Raw genomic sequence first — 19,127 nt, forward strand, 5'->3', positions numbered from 1 at the left:
GGAAGCCAGGCGGAAGCCACCTGTTGGACAACACCGTTGAAAGGTAAGCCTTATCATAGACTTACAGAATCACGACCGTGGCGCGCTGGATTCTTTTGTGGAATCCAGGGAATCCACCTCTCGGAAGCCAGCTTGGCAAGAATCCAGACTGTTGAAGCCACCCTTTTCGATCCGTGATGGATTGGCCAAGGCCACGCCTGAGCACGGACGTCAGCTGCCGTTCTGATCCAAGATGACAGCTTGCGCACCTGCTTCAAACACCAGTTCGGGCAGGACCACCTCCCACTCGTCGCGGCGGAGCAGGTGGTTGTACTCCTCGTCGCCATCCTCGCGCCGCCAGTTCAGGATGGCAGAAACCTCGCCGCGCACGAAAGTGCTGCCGTCGGGCGGGGCAAAGGCCCGGGAGAGGCGGGCAAGGGTCTGGCCCTGGGCGTTGTCGATCCGCCAGCGGTCGCCGTCGCGGATCAGATGAACCGGGTCGCCGGGGCGGGCAGCGGCGATGGCCTTCAAGGCAGGATCAAGTTCACGAAGGCGCCCGGCGAAAGACAGGTCCACCAGCTTTGGGTCCGGCGGCAAATAGCGCAAGCGGGCCCGCGGCAGGGCTGTGGTATCGGGGGTGACGCGGCGGGCAAGCACCGCATCGTCAGGGCGAACAAAGAGATGGGGGCCGTCGGTCAGGACGGTCAGCGTCGATCGCGCCCGTGTCATGGCGACATAGAACAGGCGCCGAGGGGCATCGGCATCCTCGCTGCGCGATGGGCGATCCCAGCCACCGTTCAGGATTGCCACATGATCGAACTCAAGTCCCTTGGCGCGGTGTGCGGTCATCAGAAGAAGGCCCCGCTGTTCGCCCCGCACGTCCCGGGCCCATTCGCCCAACCATTGTACGACATCGGGCACCGGTGCCGCCTTCTCGACGAGCTCGCGTGCAAGAGTGCCGATGCCTTCGCCAATCAGGTCAGTCCAGCGCGATTGCGGCTGGGCGTTCAGGATTGCGACCAGATCGGGTATGGTGAGCAGCCGGGTCCGATCTGTCAAAAGGGCGCGGACAAATCCCTGCATTTCGCGCATACGCCACAGGGTGAGCGGCTTTTCGTTGGCCATGTCGATGGGGATGCCCAGTGCCTCGGCATAGGCGCGAACAGGTTCCAGTCGCCGCCAGTCGCGGGCAATCACGGCGGATCGGCGCCAGGACCAATCGGGGTCCAGCCGTGACAGGCGAAGCAGTTCGTCCAGTGCAGCCACCGCTTGCGCCGCATCGCCCCCTGCCTCCAGCAGGGTGACGCGCCCTTGCGCCACCGGGTCCAGCGCCGCCCAATCTCCGCCCGGCATCGATTTGGCACGGGCGCGGTTCACGGTGATGTCATGGCCCGCCTTCATTCGCTCGGCGGCGGGCGCGATCACGGCGTTTGCCGCAGCAATGATATGGGCGGTGGAGCGGTAGTTCTCGGTCAGCCAGACCGGCTTGGCGGCATAGTCGGCCTCGAACCGGCGGATGAAGTCGATGCTGGCCCCGGCGAAGGCGTAGATGTTCTGATCGTCATCGCCTACGGCAAAGAGGCTGATGCGCAGGTCATCTTCCAGCGACCGCCCCGCCACGGCGCCAATCAGGGCGTATTCCTCGGGGCCGATGTCCTGATACTCGTCCACCAAGAGCCAGCGATAGCCCTGAATCAGCGTCTCGCGCAGCGCCTCGGCCTCTAGCTTACTCAAACCATCGCCACGCAGCAGGGCCACGGCCTGCATGACAATGCCGTCAAAGTCGCGCGGGCCCTCGTGATCGCCAGCAAAGCTCGCCCCCATCAGCCGCATCGCCAGCGCGTGGCAGGTCGACACCGTCACCCCCGCCGCATCATCCCCGATCAGGCGGCGCAGGCGTTCGCGGATCTCGGCAGCGGCGTGGCGGTTGTAGGTCAGAACCAGAATGCCGCGCGGGTCCTCACGCTTGACCCGGATCAGGTAGGCAATCCGGTGCACCAGCACCCGCGTCTTGCCCGACCCCGGCCCGGCAAGCACAAGCACGTTCGTCTGTTCGCGGTCATCGCGCACGATCTCGGCCTGCACAGGGTTATCCAGTGCGTCGACAATCGTCCTCCACGACGTGCCGGTGGTCTGTCGCCGGATTTCCGTGCCGCGCCCCGGCAGCCAGCGGCGCAGGAAAGCGTCGCGGTCCAGCACGAAGTAATCTTCGGAAAGGCGCTGGGCCTGATCCATCGCCTCCAGCCCCTTTTCGGCATAGGCGGCCATCACATGGGTCTGGATCGTTGTCTCGCCGTAATGCTCTTCGAGGGGCGCGAAGTGCTGCACGGTGAAGGGGCCACCCTTGGGGTTCAGATGCACAGTGATCGCCGGGCGGAACACCGTCAGGCCCCGGCCCAAGGTGGCGACTTGCTGTTCGTGCAGCCACAAGAGCGCGCGGTCCATCAGGCGGGTCATGTCCTTGACCTCGGCCCTCAGAAGGGCATCGCCGTTCAGCGCGTCCAGCATCGCGCCGAGGGTGGTTTCGACCTGAACATCCTTGCCACGCGTGCCCTTCGCCACTTTTCCGGTGAGATGTGCCAAGAGCGCCCGCGCCCCCTGCCGCCGCAGATCGGCGGTGCGGGCGACAACGGGCCATGACCGCTCAAGCCGCACGAAGATCGTGTTCCGGCTGACCTTGCGCAGAGTGAGGTTCCCCCGCCCGCCATCCTGATCGCGCCCATCCTGCGCCATGCCGCGCAAGGCCGTTTCCACCAGATCGGGCCGCACCTGCACATGCCCCTTGTCACGCAAGGCCTGACAGGTCTCGGTGAGATTCAAAGGTTGCGCCTCGGACCCTTCGGCATCCGGCACGGCCTCTTGCATCATGGCGATCAGGTCAGCCTCCAGCCGGGCCACGTGATCCAGACGGCGGGCCGAGGCATCCTCGACACCTAGATGAACATAGACCGTGATGCCTGTGTCGTTGCTGGCGATCCCCAGCGCCTCAAGATCGGCAAAGGCCCGGTGCAACTCGCGCCCCGACAATCCACAAGCGCCCGTCAGATCGTCCGTCGAAACCCCAGCGTCGACCGGCGCATTCATCACATGGCGAACAAGGTCCATCAGTTGCGTGCGCCTGACCCCGGTGATACGCGCCTTTTCCAGGATCGCCGCCGCCTCATCCACCGACCGGATGCGCAGTGAGGATGGAAACACCTGCACCCGGTTTTCCTCGCGGCTCAGCAGCGTCGCCTCCTCCAGCCAGGCCACGGCGGTTTTCACGCGGGTGTCGTCGGTGGTCTTGTCGCGCTCGAACTCCTGATCCTTCTCCTCGCGTACGATCTCGCCCGGGGTGGCGACCACCTCGCCCGACTTGTGTTTTTCCATCCGACGCAGCGCCTTCAGGATCGCGCCGATCTCTTGCCGTGCCAGACGCGAGCGGGCGGAAAGCGAGAATTGCCGCTCCACATCCTCGGGGCTGAACAGCAGCACACAATTGGCGGGCGCGCGATCCCGCCCGGCGCGGCCCGCCTCTTGCAGGTAGTTTTCCAAGGACCCCGGAATATCGCCATGCACAACCAGCCGGATATCGGGCTTGTCGATCCCCATGCCAAAAGCGTTGGTCGCGGCGATCACCCGCAACTGGCCGGTGCGAAACGCCTCTTGCACATCGCGTTTGCGGTCGGGCGGCAGGCCCGCATGGAAGAAGTCCGCCGCCAGCCCCTGCCCTTTCAGGAACTCAGCTACCTTTTCGGTCGCCCCGCGTGTTGCACAATAGACCACAGCCCCCGAGGCGCCTTCGGGCGGCAGGTTCGCCTCGATTGCCGACAGGATGTCCGTCAGCTTGGTCGCTTTCTGCGTGGGCAGCACCGCGAAAGAGAGGTTGGTCCGCACGGCACCGCCATCCAGCAGCAGCAGGTCCACCCCAAGGCGCGTCTGGAAGTGGTCACGGATGTCGCGCACCACTTCCGGCTTGGCCGTGGCGGTCAGGCACAGGACGGGCGCTGGGCTATCGCCCGAGAATTCCTTGATGAAGCGGCTGACATAGCGGTAGTCGGGCCGGAAATCGTGGCCCCATTTGCTGACGCAATGCGCCTCGTCCAGCACCCAAAGCCCGACTTCGCGCTGTTGCAGCACGGTGCGGATCGACGGTGACCGCAACTGCTCGGGCGAGATCAGCAGCATCGCCGCATCGCCCATCCGCACCTTTTCCAGCGCGTCATGACGTTCCGGCAGCGACAGCATACCGTTCACCGTGACCGCCGCCGATATCCCGGCCCGTGCCAACCCCTGCACCTGATCGGCCATCAGCGCGACCAGCGGCGAGATCACCACTGTCAGGGCACCGGTCTTGTCGAACCGCGACAGCGCCGGGATCTGGTAGCAGACCGATTTGCCTGTGCCGGTGGGCAGGATGCCCAGCACCGATTTGCCTGCCATCGCCTCGGCCACGATGCGTTCCTGCAACGGGCGGCCCATTTCATCGACCGGCTGGGGGCGGAAGGACGGAAAGCCGAACCACCGCTCCAGCGCGGCATTCGGGTTGTTTTTCTCGACGCACCAGGCGCAGCCCGGATCGCCGCAGTTGGTATCGCGCAAGTGCCGCACGATCCGCCCCGCCTGGGGAAACTGTAGCCGCACCCAGGGCGGCATGACCGAGTCTCCGCCCGCAACCGAAATCCACGACAGCGCATAGGCCATCGGCCAGCCGTTGCGCGGGTCGGACAGGCGGCCAAGGGTCTGGTCCAGCCGGTGATTGCAGGCGCGGCCATCCAGCAGGCGACGGATGGCTTCATGGGCAGCGGCCTCACTGGGCGCTGCGCCGCGCATGAACCGGAACAGTGCATCGAACCCGCCAGAGGCTTCGCCCCGAATTGTCAGGTGATGATAGGCCAGCAGCGCGTCCGGCGCATCCTGCCCCAGCCGGGAAAAGGCCTCGATCTGATCGGCCAGAACCTGCAGCGCCAGCCGCGCATCCTGTTCGGGGTCATTCACATGCCCGACCTGCAGCCGCCCGTCCTGATAATGTTTAACCAGATGGTGGTAAGGATTGCGCGGAAAGGCCAAGGGGTTCAGCCAAAGAGTATCGATCGGCGCCACCCCCAACCCCGCCAGCCGCGCTCGGTTCGCCACCAGATGCGGCAGATCGTGCCGCAGGATGTTGTGGCTAACCAGATGCGCAGCCCCTTCACAAAGCGCCTCCAGCCGGTCCAGCGCGGGCTCCAACGCCGCGCCCTTATGGACCAGCGCCCGTTCACCTCGCACCGCCGCAAAGGCAAAAAGCCGCGCAGATTTCGGGTCGACCTCCAGATCAACCGAGACGCAGCACGATAAGAAAGGGGCGGGATCGAGGGTCAAATGCTACGCGCCCGAATTCAGGTGACAACACGGCAGTTGCAACCCATTGATAACTCTGTTGCCTACGGAAGCAATGCTGCCGATTCATCCATGATCCGGCGTTCATACCGCAAAGTACGGATCGCACGCGAGAAGGCGACACCGTTTCGCATACTCCCGCATGTCAACTTCAGGCCCGGCGCTCTGAGCGGAGTCGAAAGCCGCATTTCGCTGTATCCCGGTCTGCAAGCAGGCCAGCCTGGACAGTCCGCTGCTGGTCAGAGCGCAAGGTGTCTGTAGACAGTTCCCCTGCCCTCAACCTTCTCGGCACTGATAGGCAAGCCCAGTTTCTTCTTCAGGGCGCCCGAGATCGAACCCCGGACTGTGTGGGCCAACCATCCGGTGGCCTCGACCATCTCGGCGACCGTCGCCCCCTCGGGGCGCTGGAGCATGGCGATGATCTGCGCCTGCTTGGTGCCCGTGCGGATGGTGCCGGGTTTCGCGGTGTCGGCGTCGTCGCGCGTCTGCGTCGGTTCCGGATTCGCCTTCCGCGTGCTGGCGACCGCGCTGGCCACCAGCGGCTCGATCCCGATGGCCTCCAGCCCGGCCTCGGTGGCGATCAGCGTGGTGCCGTGGCCGTCGCCGGTCTCGCGCCACATCGGCTCGCCGCGGCGCAAGTTGGCCTCGATCTCCTCGAGCCAGCCGCGGGCGATCATCTTGCCGACCACCATCTTGGCCGCGGCGCCGACCAGCCCCTCGGGCAGCGGCAGGGCGAGGTTCCCCGGCCGGGACGCGGCGCGGGAAAGGATCAGGGACTGGGTGTCGGAAGGGGTGGTCATGGGGGTCTCCGTGGCTGTGGGCGCGCGGTGTGCACGCCTTCTACGGAGGCAAGCCCCATCCTCGGACGGGGAGGGCGTCACGCCGTGTGGACGCTTCAGGCGGCGTGTTCGCCTTCCTTGAAGGCGCTGTCGGTGATCTGGCGCAGCAGGCCCGCGTAGTGCTCCAGCGTGCCGACATGCCCCCAATGGATCTCGTCGGGGTGGGTCGCGAAGTGGTCGTCGCTCAGGTCCTGCAGGCGGTCCAGCATCAGGTCGATCTCGACCTTGGCGGCCATGAAGGCGTCGAGGGCTTTGGTGTTATCAGTGGAGCGACGGGTGGTCATGGCGGTGGCGTCTTTCGGTGAGTTGAATCGTTTCCTTGCGATCAGACTCGCTCTGCCGCGCGCCTCGATCAACTGAATATAAAGCGATATCATCAGTTTGATTGGGCTATCCCAACCATGAAAGGCATGAGCAAACGAGAGTATGCAGCCCATTCGGACCTCTCCCACGGTGGTGTGCAGAAGCTGCGAAAGATCGGGCGGCTGGTGTCTACGACGACGGGTCGATGAACGCCGCGGCCCCCGACTGGCCACGCCGGTCCCTTGGCGGCAATACCCTCGCATACGATGCAGGCGGGACCGAGTACTACATCAAGGCGCGCACTCGGCTGCCAGTCTTCGCGACCATAGACTGCCTGCACCATTGGATGACGCTTGCGATGTCAGTCGGCAGGGCAACCGCTTCATCGCCTGCAAATGCCAGGAAGGCTGCAAGGTTCAGGCCGTTCACTCCGACGAGAACGGGAATTCCCAGATCAACAGCATCGCCGATGACCGGGACCAACCCTTTTCCCTCGGCTTCGCGCTTGCCGAACTTGTTCACAATAAGAATGTCTGAGCCCGACAGTCGCTGCTGAACCTCGGCAACTGACTGCTCAAGCGCGCCAGGGTCGAGGGTGCAGCCCCGGGCAAGGTCGCCGCGATCCTCGCTGATCCGGACCACAGGACCTTGAGGAAGGATCAACAGATCCATGTCGCACTTGCGACGATCGGGACGTTCGATGTTGGACTGAACAGTTCCAGAAAGTCGAAACCCATCCATCAGCAGCTGGTCGACGACGGCTGCAATGAGCGCATCGGTGCGACCGCGGCCTTGAAGTGTCACGTAAGCAAGTCTCACGGCTGCCTCCCCTGCGCCATGGAAAGTCTTGCGCCGCCGACCCTAGGATCGGCGGCGCAAGTTCAGATCAAAGTTCCACTTCCCACGACTTGTAAGAGACCCGTGCCGCAGCCGGGGTGGCATCCGAAATCTTGCGGATGTTGGCCCAGGTCTGCTTGTAGTTCGGCAGGATCAACTCGTTCGTGCCGGCATTGATCACGTTCCCCTGCGTACCGTTCGGCGCACCGAAGATCATGAAGGTCTCGTTCCTGCGAGCCGTGGGCTCAGGGTAGACAAGCGCCTGAGTGGCCCCAACGTCATTGTAGACTTCGACCATATCGCCCGGTTTCAGGCCAAGATCAGCCATGTCTTCGGGATTGATCTGGATGAAGGGCACCGGGAAGCGGTCCATGACGAAGTCGTTTTTCTGATCAAGGAACCAGTTCTGCCAGTTCAGGTTTGCCCGCCCGTTGTTGATCAGGAACCGGTGGTTCGCTTGCTGTTGGGCCTTGCCTGGGGCCTGAAGCCCACGCCAGGATCCCATGCAGAACAGCGCCTTGCCATCCTCGCGCCCGTGACGGGTAAAGACGCCGTCCTCATAGAGCCGCGGGGTGCCGACCAGAGCGCCATTTTCATAACCCCTAACCGGTTCCTGCACACCGTCATTGCCGGCCGCACGCAGGCGTTCATAGGTCACTTCCCGATTGCCCGAGTTGTAGCCGTCCATGAAGGCGTCTTCCTCGGTCTGCCAGTCGAAGCCTTTGAACTGGTCGGCATACTCGGCCCGACCTTCCTCGCGCAGCACGCGTTCCAGATGATTGGCCAGCCGGGCCGCGATTATGCAGTCGGGCTGAGCTGATCCAGGCGCGTCCATGTACTTCTCGACCAGCCGCAAGCGGCGTTCACCGTTCATCGAGGTCAGGTTCATTTCACCTGACTCGACTGCGGGCAGGATCACATGTGCGGCCTGACCGATTTGGCTGTGGATGATGTCGACATTGACCGAGAAGATACCCCCCGCGTTGATCGCGCTGACGATCGCATCGACCAGCTCCTCGCGCGTCGCACCGGCGCGGGCGTCCATGGCTTCCTTCACCATGTTGGTCCGACGGTTATAGACGCGCTTGAACTCGGCCGCGTTGAGCGTGGTCTTGTAGTGGTCATTGGCCCAAATGTGATGGACCTTGCCTCCCCCCGCAATAATGAGCTGATCGATATAGGGAGCAGGACGGCCGACATGCGCGTCCGACGGGCGGAAGTAGCCTTCCTGGTGCCCGCCCAGACGGCAGACGCCACCGCCTTCGCGACCGATGTTGCCGGTCGAAAGGCCAATGTTCACCAAGGCGCCGATGACCCGATAGTTATCGTTGCCCCAGATGATGCCTTTTTCGTAGCCGGTGACCGTCTTGCGACGGCTGCCATCGTCCTTGGGCTTGGCGATCCATTCGGCCGTCTGGATGATCTGGGCCTCGGTCAGGCCGGTGATGGCCGCCCCGTCTGCAACGCTCATCTTGCAGGCCGCACGCGCCGCCTCGAACGACCCCAGCGACGCCGGATGCGCAGCGTCCTCAGGCACGGCAACATCACCCTGGAAGGTCGAGTTGGTGATGAAGTCGGCGTCCACCCAGCCCTGATCGGCGATATACGTGAAGAGCGTGTTGAAGAGCGCGAGGTCCGATCCCGTCGCGATGGCCAGGTGCAGGACGTTTTCTGCACCTGCGACCTGTTCGCAGCTATCCACCGTCACAGTGCGGCGGGGATCGACGACAATCACCTTCGCCCCGTTCTGCATCCCCTTCACCATGTGGTTCAGAAACAGGTTGGTCTGGCACTCCATCGGGTTGGTGCCGACCAGCATGATCGTGTCGGCGACCTGATAGTCCGAATAGGAGTAGTTCAGTTCATCCACGCCCATGTCGCGAGTGCTGTGCACTTCGGAGTTATAGGCCGGGCGGTTGTGGATCCGGCAGTGCTTCACCTTCATCGAACCGAAGTAGAGCTTTCCGGTGCCCCAGGTGTTCTCATAGCCACCTGCGGAGCCGCCATGGTCGAACATCGAGACATAGAGGTCGTTCTCATCATCCTTGTCGATCACGCGCGCGGTCACGCGGGCCACGAGGTCCAGCGCATCATCCCACGATGTCGGCTGCCAGGTGCCATAGCGCCAGACCATCGGTTCTGTCAGGCGCTGCGCCTGCGTTCCGGTGATGTCGGATCGACGGTTCTCCGCCATGCGAGCCCCGCGGACCGAACCGAGCCCGGAGTTGACCACGCAATTGACGTCCGGCTTGATGACCAGATGCACGTCCTGGCCATTTTGCTTGACCACGTTGTACATGGACGGGGCATACCAGGCTTCGGTCTCGGCGCCTTGCTGCTTGGACAGGTCTTCGCCGATCCAGTTGCTGTCGGTCGTGCCCTGCTTCTTCAGCGGCCAAGTGTAGGCTTTGTAGCCGCAGCCGACGATGCAGTAGTGGCAGGTGACGTTGTGTTCCTTGGCCCCCGCGGGAATGATCGGCAGGCGGTCGATGTTACGTTTGTAAGCCATGATCGCCCCCTTACCCTTGCAGCACGTTGGAAAGGCGGCCGTAGATCAGCTCGTCCGCGCCTTCGGCGTAAATGTCGCCCTTGTCGTCCACACGCAGCGCGAACTGTGGCAAGTTTTGCGTGGCATGACCCCAGATCTGCTGGCCGCCCTTTTCACAGTCGAAGCGGGAGAAGTGGCCAGGGCAGTTCAGGGTTTTGTCGGCAGCGTGGTAGCTCATGTAGAAGCCCTTGTGCGGGCACAGAACCGAGTAGGCGACGATGTCGCCATCAGGCCCGGCACCGCCTTCGACAGCCGTGCCCAATTTCAGAAGGATGCCGGGGCTTTCCGCATCGGGGTAGCCGATATCCATCGGCTCGTTGACCTTCAGATCAGCGATGTTCGCCAGTTTCGTGGACGGGTAGTCCAGCATCGCTCGCGCGGTTTGCGCTTGAGCCTGCCCTGCAGGCATGACCGTCGCCGCCGCAGCTCCTGCAACGCCGAGGACACCCCCGCGCAGGAACTGACGGCGGCCGACATCGACCAACCGGTTGCATTTCATGGTTGCTAATCCTCCCGTGGCTTCCTTTGGCCAAGGTTAGCAGGGGAAAGCTTCGGTCGGGTCGGTAGAACGCCCTACCCATCGTTTCGCAACTTTCTTAAAAATATAGCAAATTTTTGGGTGTTCGGTTTTCCGAACATGCCGCTGATTTCAAGCCTGGCGTTTGTCCGATCAAAGACCGAGCTTCTGCATCTTCTCCCAAAGCGTGGTTCGGGAGACCTGCAGAAGCTTTGCAGCCTCTCCGACTTGGCCACCTGTTCGCTCGAGTGCAGCCGCGATTTGTGACCGCTCAGCCGCATCTCGTACCTCGGCAAGTGACCGCAGTCCTGCATCGCTGGCGCGCTCCGGAAACAGGTCCGACGTAAGAACAAGATCTCCAACTGCGGCCTCGACAGCGCGCAGCAATCTCGCGCGAAGCTCGCGTCCATTGCCCGGCCAGTCATGCGCCCGAATGGCCTCTTCGGCGGAAGCGGCAATCCCGGTCACCGGACTTGCCCTACGGGCATTCATCGCGGGAAAAAGCCGGGCCGCAAGCCAGACGGCATCTTCCGGACGCTCGGCCAAAGCTGGGATGGCGATTTCATGGGAGATAAGGAGCGACTGGAGGTCGGACCGAAAATGGTCAGCCCCCTTTTCTTCAACCCGTAGGCCGGTAGTAGCGATGAGACGGAAGTCCGCCTTTCTGAGCGCGGCAAGCAGCAAGTCCTGGCAATCTGAGGTAAGGCGACCAATGCCGACGATGATCAGGCACCCCTCACCAGCACTGGAGATGGCTCCGGCGAGCGCGGCTGTGTCCACGGTTTCGCCGAGTGCGTCGATGACCACGGCCGGGGCTGCCCGCCGGTCGGAGTGTTCGTGAATGCGATGGGCAAGCCTGACCTTGCCAAGCCCCGGACCACCGCGCAGCAGAACGGGCGTTTCGCGACCTGCTGCATCAGCCACTTGCCGGTCAATGGCACGGGCCAGTTCGGAGATCCCGGATTCCGGGGGCATCTCCTGTTCGGCGCGTGGCTGCATGACCTGGGTCAGTCGGATCAGAAGCTGCGCGATGTCAAAAGGCTTTGCGATATAGTCCATGGCGCCAGAGCGGATCAGGCGCACGGCCTGATCAATCGATCCTTGACCTGTGATGAAGAGAAATGCCGGCGGGTGACCGGTCCGCGTCAGGGTTTCATAGAGCTCTTCGCCGGTGCCATCCGGCAGCCGGATATCGCAGATGACTGCATCGACCGGTTTTCGGGGTGTCCGAATTGCGGGCAGAGCACGCAGAATCTGACGGTGCCACTGAACTTCGGCCCCTTCCAGCTCCAGGCGCTGGACAAGCGAGGCCCCCATAATCTCGTCGTCCTCGACCAGAACGATCCGCCTGCCTTCAAGCATGGCTGGCGTCCTTCAAGGGCAGAGTGACTCGGACATATGTCTTGTCCCCGACGCGATCATGTTGGATCTCGCCTTCAAGCTGGGACACCAGATCGTGCACGAGGCGCAGGCCTACCCCACCACCCGGTGGAAGCGGACCCGATGCCAGCAGCCGACCAAGATCGGCCTGCCCCAAGCCGGGGCCAGTGTCGGTGATTTCAATGAGGAACTGCCCCTCGCCTGCCGTAACATCCAGACCGACCTGGCCGTGCTGACCGGCCGCAGCGCCCGCATTGAGGAGGAGGTTCAAGACGATTTGCCGGACGGGCGCAGCAGGAAGACCTTTCAGGCCTGCCAATCCCGCTTCGACATTCCAATGCAGCCTTTGCGCGCGGCTGGCAACCTCGGGCTCGAACAGCAGCTTGAGGTCTTCAAGGTCTTCAGGGCGCAGAGCCTGGCCAACGCGGTCAAGGCGGTTTTCATCCAGAATGGCCCGGGTCACATCCCGTAGATGCGAGAGGCCTCGCTGCATCAGCTCTGCCGATTGCCGCACGACTTCGGGCCGGTCTGAATAGGAGAGGATGGTGTCGGCCGCATTGAGCAGACCGCCCAAGGGGTTGTTTACCTCATGTGCAAGCGATGAGGACAGCCTTCCTAGGCTGACAAATCGTTCGCGCTCGGCAAGCCGACGCTCGGCCTCGGCGCGGCTTTCGACAGCCGTGGTCATGCGGTTGTAGGTGGAGATCAGCCGTGACAGCCCCGGGTCGCCACGTGGAATATCTGACTCAGCGATAGGCCTCGGCGCGCCCTGTGAGTCGTCCATGGCCGATACCAAAGCGCCGACGGGCCGAAGGATTTTCGCAACGGCCAGCCAACCGCCAAAGGCGAGGAGCGCCGTGGCCGCCGCATTTCCGAACAAGAGCCACATCGAGACATTCCGGCGCTCGGCGAGAAGATCGGTCACATCCAGTTCGGTCACGATCTGACCGATCTGACGGCCCTGAAAAAGCAGCGGTGCCGCGACCCGCAGCACAGGGTCACCGGTCATGCGAACGGCATCAGGTGGCGCGGCGCCCTCCTCGAACTCTGCGACGGCTTCGCCCACAGGCGCGCGACGCGGGTCCGTAGCGGCGAGGATGCGCCCGCGTTCGTCGGCGACGATCGACAGGAGCAATCTCTGTCCATCGTAGGCTGAGCGGGCTCGGTCCAGAATGTCGTAGACCTCCCAGACATCCTGCCGAAGTACAGATGGGCCAAGAGCGACGGACAAGCCTTCGACATGCAGCCGCGCGGTTTCGGACAGGCGGGCGTCCTGTACCTTGCCCAAGGCCGACAGGACACTCTGGCTGGCCAGAAATCCAAGCAGGATCATCAGGCCCGCCATCACCAGCGGCACACGCAGGGTCACGGGCAGGTTGCGAAAGCGCGGCAAAGGTCTCATCCGCCCGACAAGACAGCAATGCGGGCGGCGATCCCGTCGAAGAGGGCGTCCTCCCCCGGCTCGATCGCATCCAGGCTCAAGAGTTTGAGTGCCTCCGTCCCCTGCGCTGTGGCCGAAAGACCCAGTAGCGCTGCCTTGCAGGCCATCACAGATGGCTCATCCATGCGATCTGCCCGGGCAACCATAGGGGGGAAGCCCAACCACTCCGAGCGCACAATGACCTTTGTCCGTGCTGTCAGATCCGGTTCCGCGGAACTGAGTGCCTCCCAGACGTAACCATCCACGCTGCCTGATCGCGTCAGGCCGCCTGCCACCGACCGGACCACGTTGCGGTGGCCATAGGTGAAGATGACGCGTGAAAAGAACTGGTCCGGGGTTTGGCCATCCCGCGCGAGGTCAGACGCAGTGACGAGGAAACCGGAGTTGCTGTCGGGGTCCGAAAAGGCGTGAGCGCCGCCACGCAGGTCCGATAGCGCGGTCGCGGGATCATCCTGGGCGACGATGAGATAGGACTGGTAAAGCGGCTGCCCTCGCCAGACGGGTACGCCGAGCAGCGAAAGTTCGGTCTTGTGCTGAAGATAGGGATAGCCGCATGTCCAGGCGGCATCCACGGAGCCGTCGAGAAGCGCGCCTGAGATCTCCTGATACGTCCGTCTCTGGACGAGCTCGATGTCTTGGCCCATGCCTTCGGCCAAAGCAGCGCGAAGGGCAGAAATGACTGCCGCGTCGTTGTCGAGAAAGACTGGCGTCAGAGCAAATCTGAAGAGTGCCGGGCCCTGGGCCCAGCCTCGAGTCACGACGAAGGGCGCGGCCGCGGCCGCCAGCCCCATCAGCAAAGCGCGACGCCTGCTTTTCATCCTTTTCCTCCCGGGGCGCGTCTCCCGCGCGCCGCCTACGATCTCAAGCGCCACAAACTTGCTTGTCCAATGGCGGATGAAATCGTAAATCGACGATATACGGAATCTTAGCGGTTTGGAAAGCGCGCAGATGGCAACGGACGAGACAACGACGGCCGCCTTGGCAAAGGCCCTCGCACATCCGGCGCGGATCCGGATCCTACGATTGCTTCAGGCCACGCCAGGCTGCATCGGAGGCGATATCGTGGGCGCAGTCGGCCTTGCTCAGTCAACAGTGTCGGAACACCTCCGTATCCTCAAGTCCGCGGGCGTGATCACTGGCGAGATCGACGGACCCCGGATTTGCTATGCGCTGAACCCGGCGTCATTGGCACCGCTCGCCGATTTGATCATGGGTCTCACTCCTCCGCCCGAAGGGGCCTGCTGCATTCCTGGAAAGAAGAAATCTGCATGAGCCTGTTCGAACGCTGGCTGACCCTCTGGGTCGCCCTTTGCATCCTTGTGGGGCTTGTGCTTGGCAACCTTATGCCCGGCCTGTTCACTGCGCTCGCAGGGCTGGAATATGCCTCAGTCAATTTGGTCGTGGCCGTGCTGATCTGGGCAATGGTCTATCCGATGATGATCGCCATCGACTTCGGTTCGCTGAAGGATGTGGGGCGGCGACCGAAGGGCCTCATCATCACGCTGGTCATCAACTGGCTGATCAAGCCCTTTACGATGGCCGCGCTGGCGGTGCTGTTCTTCAACCACCTGTTCGCGGGGCTGATCGATCCGACCAAGGCACCGGAATACATCGCAGGGCTTATCCTGCTGGGTGCCGCGCCCTGCACGGCGATGGTCTTCGTCTGGTCGCAGCTGACGAAGGGCGATCCGAACTACACGCTGGTGCAGGTCAGCGTGAACGACCTGATCATGGTCGTGGCCTTCGCGCCGATCGTGGCGTTCCTACTCGGTGTCACCGACATCACCGTGCCGTGGGAGACGCTGATCCTGTCCGTCGTCCTCTACATCGTGATCCCGCTGATCGCCGGGGCGCTGACGCGGCGTGCCCTGATGGCGCGCGGGGCCGAAGCCGCGGTTTCGGAGTTCACCGCGCGCATCAAACCCGGGTCTGTCCTCGGCCTGCTCATGACAGTGGTGCTGCTCTTCGGCTTCCAGGGGCAGGTGATTATCGCCCAGCCTCTGCTGATTGCGATCATTGCCGTGCCGATCATCATCCAGTCCTACGGCATCTTCGCGCTTGGCTATGCCTGGGCTTTTGCGTGGAAGCTGCCCCACAAGGTCGCAGCGCCCTGCGCCATGATCGGCACGTCGAACTTCTTCGAACTGGCGGTTGCCGTTGCCATCGGGCTCTTTGGCCTTAACTCCGGTGCGGCGCTCGCCACGGTCGTCGGTGTGCTGGTCGAAGTGCCGGTGATGCTGACGCTGGTCGCCTTTGCCAACCGCACGCGCGACAGGTTTCCGGCATGATCGATACGCCTAACATAGACGACGCTCTGTTTCCCGGCATCGACAGCGACCGGCTGTTTGCGCCTCCCCAGTCCACCCATTCACCACGTATCCTGATCCTTTATGGCTCGCTCCGTGCCCGCAGCTTTTCCCGGCTGGCAGCCGAAGAGGCGGCCCGTATCCTGACCCGGCTCGGGGCCGAGATCCGGCTTTTCAACCCTTCTGGTCTGCCGCAGGTCGATGACGGCGTGGATGCGACACATCCCAAGGTGCGCGAGTTGCGAGACCTCACCACCTGGTGCGAGGGGATGGTCTGGTCCAGCCCCGAACGCCACGGGGCGATGACCGGCTTGATGAAAACTCAGATCGACTGGATCCCGCTTTCCGAAGGGGCGGTTCGGCCAACCCAAGGCAAGACGCTGGCGGTCATGCAGGTGTCGGGCGGATCGCAAAGCTTCAACGCGGTCAACCAAATGCGCGTCCTCGGCCGCTGGATGCGGATGCTGACGATCCCCAACCAGTCCTCGATCCCGAAAGCGTTTCAGGAGTTCGACGAGGCCGGGCGCATGCGGCCTTCGCCGCTCTACGACCGGATCGTGGATGTGATGGAGGAGCTGATGAAGTTCACCCTGCTGACGCGCGACCGGGCCGATTATCTGGTGGACCGCTATTCCGAACGCAAGGAAAGCGCCGAGACCCTGATGAAGCGCGTGAACCTGTCAGCCGCGACCTGAGGCACGGCGGAGCGTGCCTTCCAGCGGCACAGCACCAGACAGCGTGTTCGAGATCGTTCCGTATTTCAGGATGTTGCGGTGCAGCAGATCAAGGCGCTGGTCCGTCTCGGCGCTGTCCACGATGATCTCGTAGCGGATTAGCGTCAGTTTGGGTGGCGCGTCCTGGCGCACGGCTTCCAGCCGCACCTCGGCCCCGTCGATCTGGAAGTGCAGCATCGGCGTCACCCGCTCGATCCCTTTCAGCATGCAGGCCGCTAGGGCCGACAGCAACAGTTCCACCGGGTTCATCGCATCGCGCCGCCCCGCCAGATCGGTGTCGAGCGTGACCTCGGCCTGCTTGGCGGTGGCCAGGCTGCCATGCGCGTCGATGCGGCGGGCGTGGACGCGATACTCCATCAGAGGAGCCGCCCGATTTCTTCGGCGCTCAGCACCTTGCCGGTCGAGACGACTTTCTCGTCCACCACCAGTCCCGGCGTCGACATCACCCCATAGGCGGCGATTTCGGCGAAGTCGGTGACCTTGACGATCTCGGCCTCCTTGCCTGCTGCCGCTGCCGCGGCCTTGGCGTTTTCGCCCAAGGCCACGCATTTCTTGCAGCCCGAGCCGAGGATCTTGATGATCATGATGCGGTCCTTTCTCAGATGAACCAGTTGGAAATCGCGTTGAAGATCAGCCCGATGGACAGGATGCCAAGGGACACGACACCGGTGAAGGTGACCAGGAGCGGCATCTTCACCACACGCTTGAGCATGATGAGCGAGGGCAGAGACAGCGCCGTCACCGCCATCATGAAGGCCAGCACCGTGCCAAGGCCCACTCCCTTGCCCACCAGCGCCTCGGCAATCGGCAGGGTGCCGAAGATGTCGGCATACATCGGAATGCCCACCAGCACCGCCACCGGGACCGACCACCACTTGTCCTGCCCCAAGAGGGCCGAGATCACCTCGGCCGGCACCCAGTTGTGGATCGCCGCCCCGATACCCACGCCGATCAGCACATAGGGCCAGACCCGGTGGACGATCTCGACAACCTGATCCTTGGCATAGGCCAGCCGTTCGGCCCGCGTCATCGTCGCGGCCTCGCCGGTCACGGGCACAGTGCGGACGAAGGCCGCCACCTGATCCTCCATCCCCAGCCGCCCGATCACCGTGCCACCGACGATGGCCACCACCAGCCCGACAACGACATAGGCCAGCGCAATGGGCCAGCTGAAGATCGAGGCCAGCAGGATCACCGAGGCCAGATCCACCAGCGGCGAGGAGATAAGGAAGGAGAACGTCACCGCCAGCGGCAGGCCAGCGGCAGTGAACCCGATGAAGAGCGGGATCGACGAGCAGGAACAGAATGGCGTCAGCGTGCCCAGAAGGGCCGCGAGCGTATTGGCGCCTAGGCCGGATCGTCCGCCCAGCATGGCGCGGGTGCGTTCCGGTGGGAAATGGCTTTGGACATAGGAGATGGCGAAGATCAGCACCGAGAGCAGGATGAAGATCTTGATCACGTCATAGACGAAGAACTGCACTGACCCGCCGATCCGCGAGGCAGGGTCCAGCCCGATGGCCGCCACGCCCGCGCCCACCAGATCGTTGAGCCAGGTCATCCGCAGCAGTTGGTCGTTCAGCCAGCCGAACACGCTCATGCCGCCCGCTCCGTAACCATGATCGGCCGCTCGAGGGCAGCGTCAACAAGGCGGGCGAGTGCCAGCGGCAGGTCCGGGTTGATCCGGTAGCGCACCCATTGCGCGTCGCGCCGGTCCAGCACCAACCCAGCCTGCTTCAGCACCAGCATGTGCCGCGACATCCGGCTTTGGGTTGCACCCAGCTTCCGCATCAGCTCGCAGACGCAATGCTCCGACCCGTCCGCCAGAAGGCGCATGGCTTCAAGACGGGTCGGTTCGGCAAGGGCGGACAGAACGGCTAGTATCATTTGCGGTGCTCCACTTCATGCGCATCTGCGCATACGCGGGCGTGATGTGCCGTGATCTGGATCAAGCAACTCAGGTGCATGCACGTCCGGTGTCATGAAACCTTCATTGGACGGCTCCATTTATTTCCTATAATCGGGAAATATGGAACAAAGCCGCGCCATTCATGCCTTCGCCACGCTCGGACATCCCGGCCGGATGGCCGTATTCCGCCTTCTGATGCGCTTTGCACCGCAGGGCGTTCGCCCGACCGAGATCGCCGAAGCGCTCGGGATGAAACAGAACACGCTGTCGCATCATCTCGCCGACCTGACGGCGTCTGGTCTTGTTCAGGTCACACGGGTCGGCCGGTCGCTTTACTACGCCGTCGATCTCGACACGACCGAGGGGTTGATCGGCTACCTCGCCCTCGACGTGGGCCGCGCCCGGCCCGACCTCCTTGCCCCCCTGCTCTCCGCCCCAAAGGACACCGTTCAAATGGACCGGACACTTCCCGATACCGACTTCGACGTGCTCTTCATCTGCTCAGGCAATTCTGCCCGCTCGATCTTTGCCGAAGCACTCCTGCGCGATCTGGGCAAGGGCAAGTTCCAGGCATTCTCCGCAGGCACGCGTCCCAACACCGAGTTGAACCCCTTCGCGCTGGAAATCCTGAAGCGCAACGGCCACGACATCTCTGGCTTGCGGTCCAAGCACCTCTCGGAGTTCCAGCAGCCCGGGTCCATCGTCAAGGATTTCGTGTTCACCGTCTGCGACACGGCGGCGGCTGAAGAATGCCCGCCCTGGCCCGGCCAACCAATCACCGGTCACTGGGGACTACCCGACCCGGTGAAGGCCATCGGAACCGATGCCGAGAAGGCGCTGGTCTTCGCCCAGACCTATGCCGCGCTGCGCCGGCGGATCACGGCTTTCGTCGAGTTGCCGTTCGAATCGCTCAGCCGGATGTCCCTGCAATCCCAGGTCGATGCGATCGGCTCTGACCCGCAAGCAAAGACTTGATCCC

The 19,127-nt window shown here is 63.3% G+C and carries 17 protein-coding genes; 4 read left to right on the forward strand and 13 right to left on the reverse strand.

Going from position 1 to position 19,127, the window contains the following annotated elements; translation table 11 throughout:
* Positions 1-210: 210 nt before the first annotated feature.
* From HS053_RS19560 to HS053_RS19600, 9 genes are all read right to left on the reverse strand, one after another.
* Entirely contained in the window at positions 211-5,226 is a 5,016-nt protein-coding gene (locus HS053_RS19560; protein ID WP_347233357.1) for a RecQ family ATP-dependent DNA helicase, read from the reverse strand.
* Between the two features lie 350 nt (positions 5,227-5,576).
* Complete coding sequence (locus HS053_RS19565) at positions 5,577-6,137, reverse strand: DUF3489 domain-containing protein (RefSeq protein WP_174212936.1); 561 nt, start codon at positions 6,135-6,137, stop codon at positions 5,577-5,579.
* A 95-nt stretch (positions 6,138-6,232) separates the two neighbouring features.
* A complete protein-coding gene (locus HS053_RS19570) occupies positions 6,233-6,460 on the reverse strand; it encodes a hypothetical protein (RefSeq protein ID WP_174212952.1) in 228 nt (75 codons plus the stop codon).
* A gap of 304 nt (positions 6,461-6,764) precedes the next feature.
* Positions 6,765-7,298, reverse strand: coding sequence for a DUF2478 domain-containing protein (locus HS053_RS19575; RefSeq protein ID WP_174212937.1), 534 nt, complete (start codon positions 7,296-7,298; stop codon positions 6,765-6,767).
* A gap of 67 nt (positions 7,299-7,365) precedes the next feature.
* On the reverse strand, positions 7,366-9,825 hold the full coding sequence (locus HS053_RS19580) for an arsenate reductase (azurin) large subunit (protein ID WP_096518221.1): 2,460 nt from the start codon (positions 9,823-9,825) through the stop codon (positions 7,366-7,368).
* A gap of 10 nt (positions 9,826-9,835) precedes the next feature.
* Positions 9,836-10,363, reverse strand: a complete 528-nt coding sequence (locus HS053_RS19585; RefSeq protein ID WP_096518220.1) for an arsenate reductase (azurin) small subunit — start codon at positions 10,361-10,363, stop codon at positions 9,836-9,838.
* Positions 10,364-10,534: 171 nt separating this feature from the next.
* A complete protein-coding gene (locus HS053_RS19590) occupies positions 10,535-11,743 on the reverse strand; it encodes a sigma-54-dependent transcriptional regulator (protein WP_096518219.1) in 1,209 nt (402 codons plus the stop codon).
* A complete protein-coding gene (locus HS053_RS19595; RefSeq protein WP_347233358.1) occupies positions 11,736-13,130 on the reverse strand; it encodes a sensor histidine kinase in 1,395 nt (464 codons plus the stop codon). The genes HS053_RS19590 and HS053_RS19595 overlap by 8 nt, the downstream gene beginning before the upstream one ends.
* A gap of 29 nt (positions 13,131-13,159) precedes the next feature.
* Positions 13,160-14,020, reverse strand: a complete 861-nt coding sequence (locus tag HS053_RS19600; protein WP_174212939.1) for a PhnD/SsuA/transferrin family substrate-binding protein — start codon at positions 14,018-14,020, stop codon at positions 13,160-13,162.
* Positions 14,021-14,150: 130 nt separating this feature from the next.
* Between HS053_RS19600 and HS053_RS19605 the strand changes: the two genes are divergently transcribed.
* Genes HS053_RS19605 through arsH form a run of 3 tightly spaced genes read left to right on the forward strand, consistent with a single transcriptional unit; the run spans position 14,151 to position 16,203 of the window.
* Positions 14,151-14,474 carry an ArsR/SmtB family transcription factor gene (locus HS053_RS19605; protein WP_123130460.1) on the forward strand — a complete coding sequence of 108 codons (324 nt, stop codon included), beginning with the start codon at positions 14,151-14,153 and terminating at the stop codon, positions 14,472-14,474.
* Positions 14,471-15,490, forward strand: coding sequence for an ACR3 family arsenite efflux transporter (gene arsB, locus HS053_RS19610; protein WP_174212940.1), 1,020 nt, complete (start codon positions 14,471-14,473; stop codon positions 15,488-15,490). Before HS053_RS19605 ends, arsB begins: the two co-directional genes overlap by 4 nt.
* Positions 15,487-16,203 (forward strand): arsenical resistance protein ArsH, encoded by a 717-nt coding sequence (arsH, locus tag HS053_RS19615; protein WP_174212941.1) that lies wholly within the window; start codon positions 15,487-15,489, stop codon positions 16,201-16,203. Before arsB ends, arsH begins: the two co-directional genes overlap by 4 nt.
* Here the strand turns inward: arsH and HS053_RS19620 are convergent.
* From HS053_RS19620 to HS053_RS19635, 4 genes are read right to left on the reverse strand one after another with little or no spacing between them, the layout of a single operon-like run.
* The gene (locus tag HS053_RS19620) at positions 16,189-16,599 is read right to left on the reverse strand and encodes an OsmC family protein (protein WP_206677642.1); all 411 of its coding nucleotides are present in this window, start codon (positions 16,597-16,599) and stop codon (positions 16,189-16,191) included. The two genes, arsH and HS053_RS19620, sit on opposite strands and share 15 nt — an antisense overlap.
* Positions 16,599-16,826 carry a thioredoxin family protein gene (locus HS053_RS19625; RefSeq protein WP_035714398.1) on the reverse strand — a complete coding sequence of 76 codons (228 nt, stop codon included), beginning with the start codon at positions 16,824-16,826 and terminating at the stop codon, positions 16,599-16,601. The genes HS053_RS19620 and HS053_RS19625 overlap by 1 nt, the downstream gene beginning before the upstream one ends.
* Before the next feature lie 14 nt (positions 16,827-16,840).
* Complete coding sequence (locus HS053_RS19630) at positions 16,841-17,839, reverse strand: permease (protein ID WP_035714400.1); 999 nt, start codon at positions 17,837-17,839, stop codon at positions 16,841-16,843.
* Complete coding sequence (locus tag HS053_RS19635) at positions 17,836-18,126, reverse strand: ArsR/SmtB family transcription factor (RefSeq protein ID WP_035714403.1); 291 nt, start codon at positions 18,124-18,126, stop codon at positions 17,836-17,838. The genes HS053_RS19630 and HS053_RS19635 overlap by 4 nt, the downstream gene beginning before the upstream one ends.
* A gap of 142 nt (positions 18,127-18,268) precedes the next feature.
* On the opposite strand from HS053_RS19635, the gene HS053_RS19640 reads away from it, so the two are divergent.
* Positions 18,269-19,123: a metalloregulator ArsR/SmtB family transcription factor gene (locus HS053_RS19640; RefSeq protein ID WP_174212942.1), complete on the forward strand. Its 855-nt coding sequence runs from the start codon at positions 18,269-18,271 to the stop codon at positions 19,121-19,123.
* Positions 19,124-19,127: the final 4 nt, after the last annotated feature.

The organism is Tabrizicola fusiformis, from assembly GCF_013328815.1.
Classification (GTDB): domain Bacteria; phylum Pseudomonadota; class Alphaproteobacteria; order Rhodobacterales; family Rhodobacteraceae; genus Fuscibacter.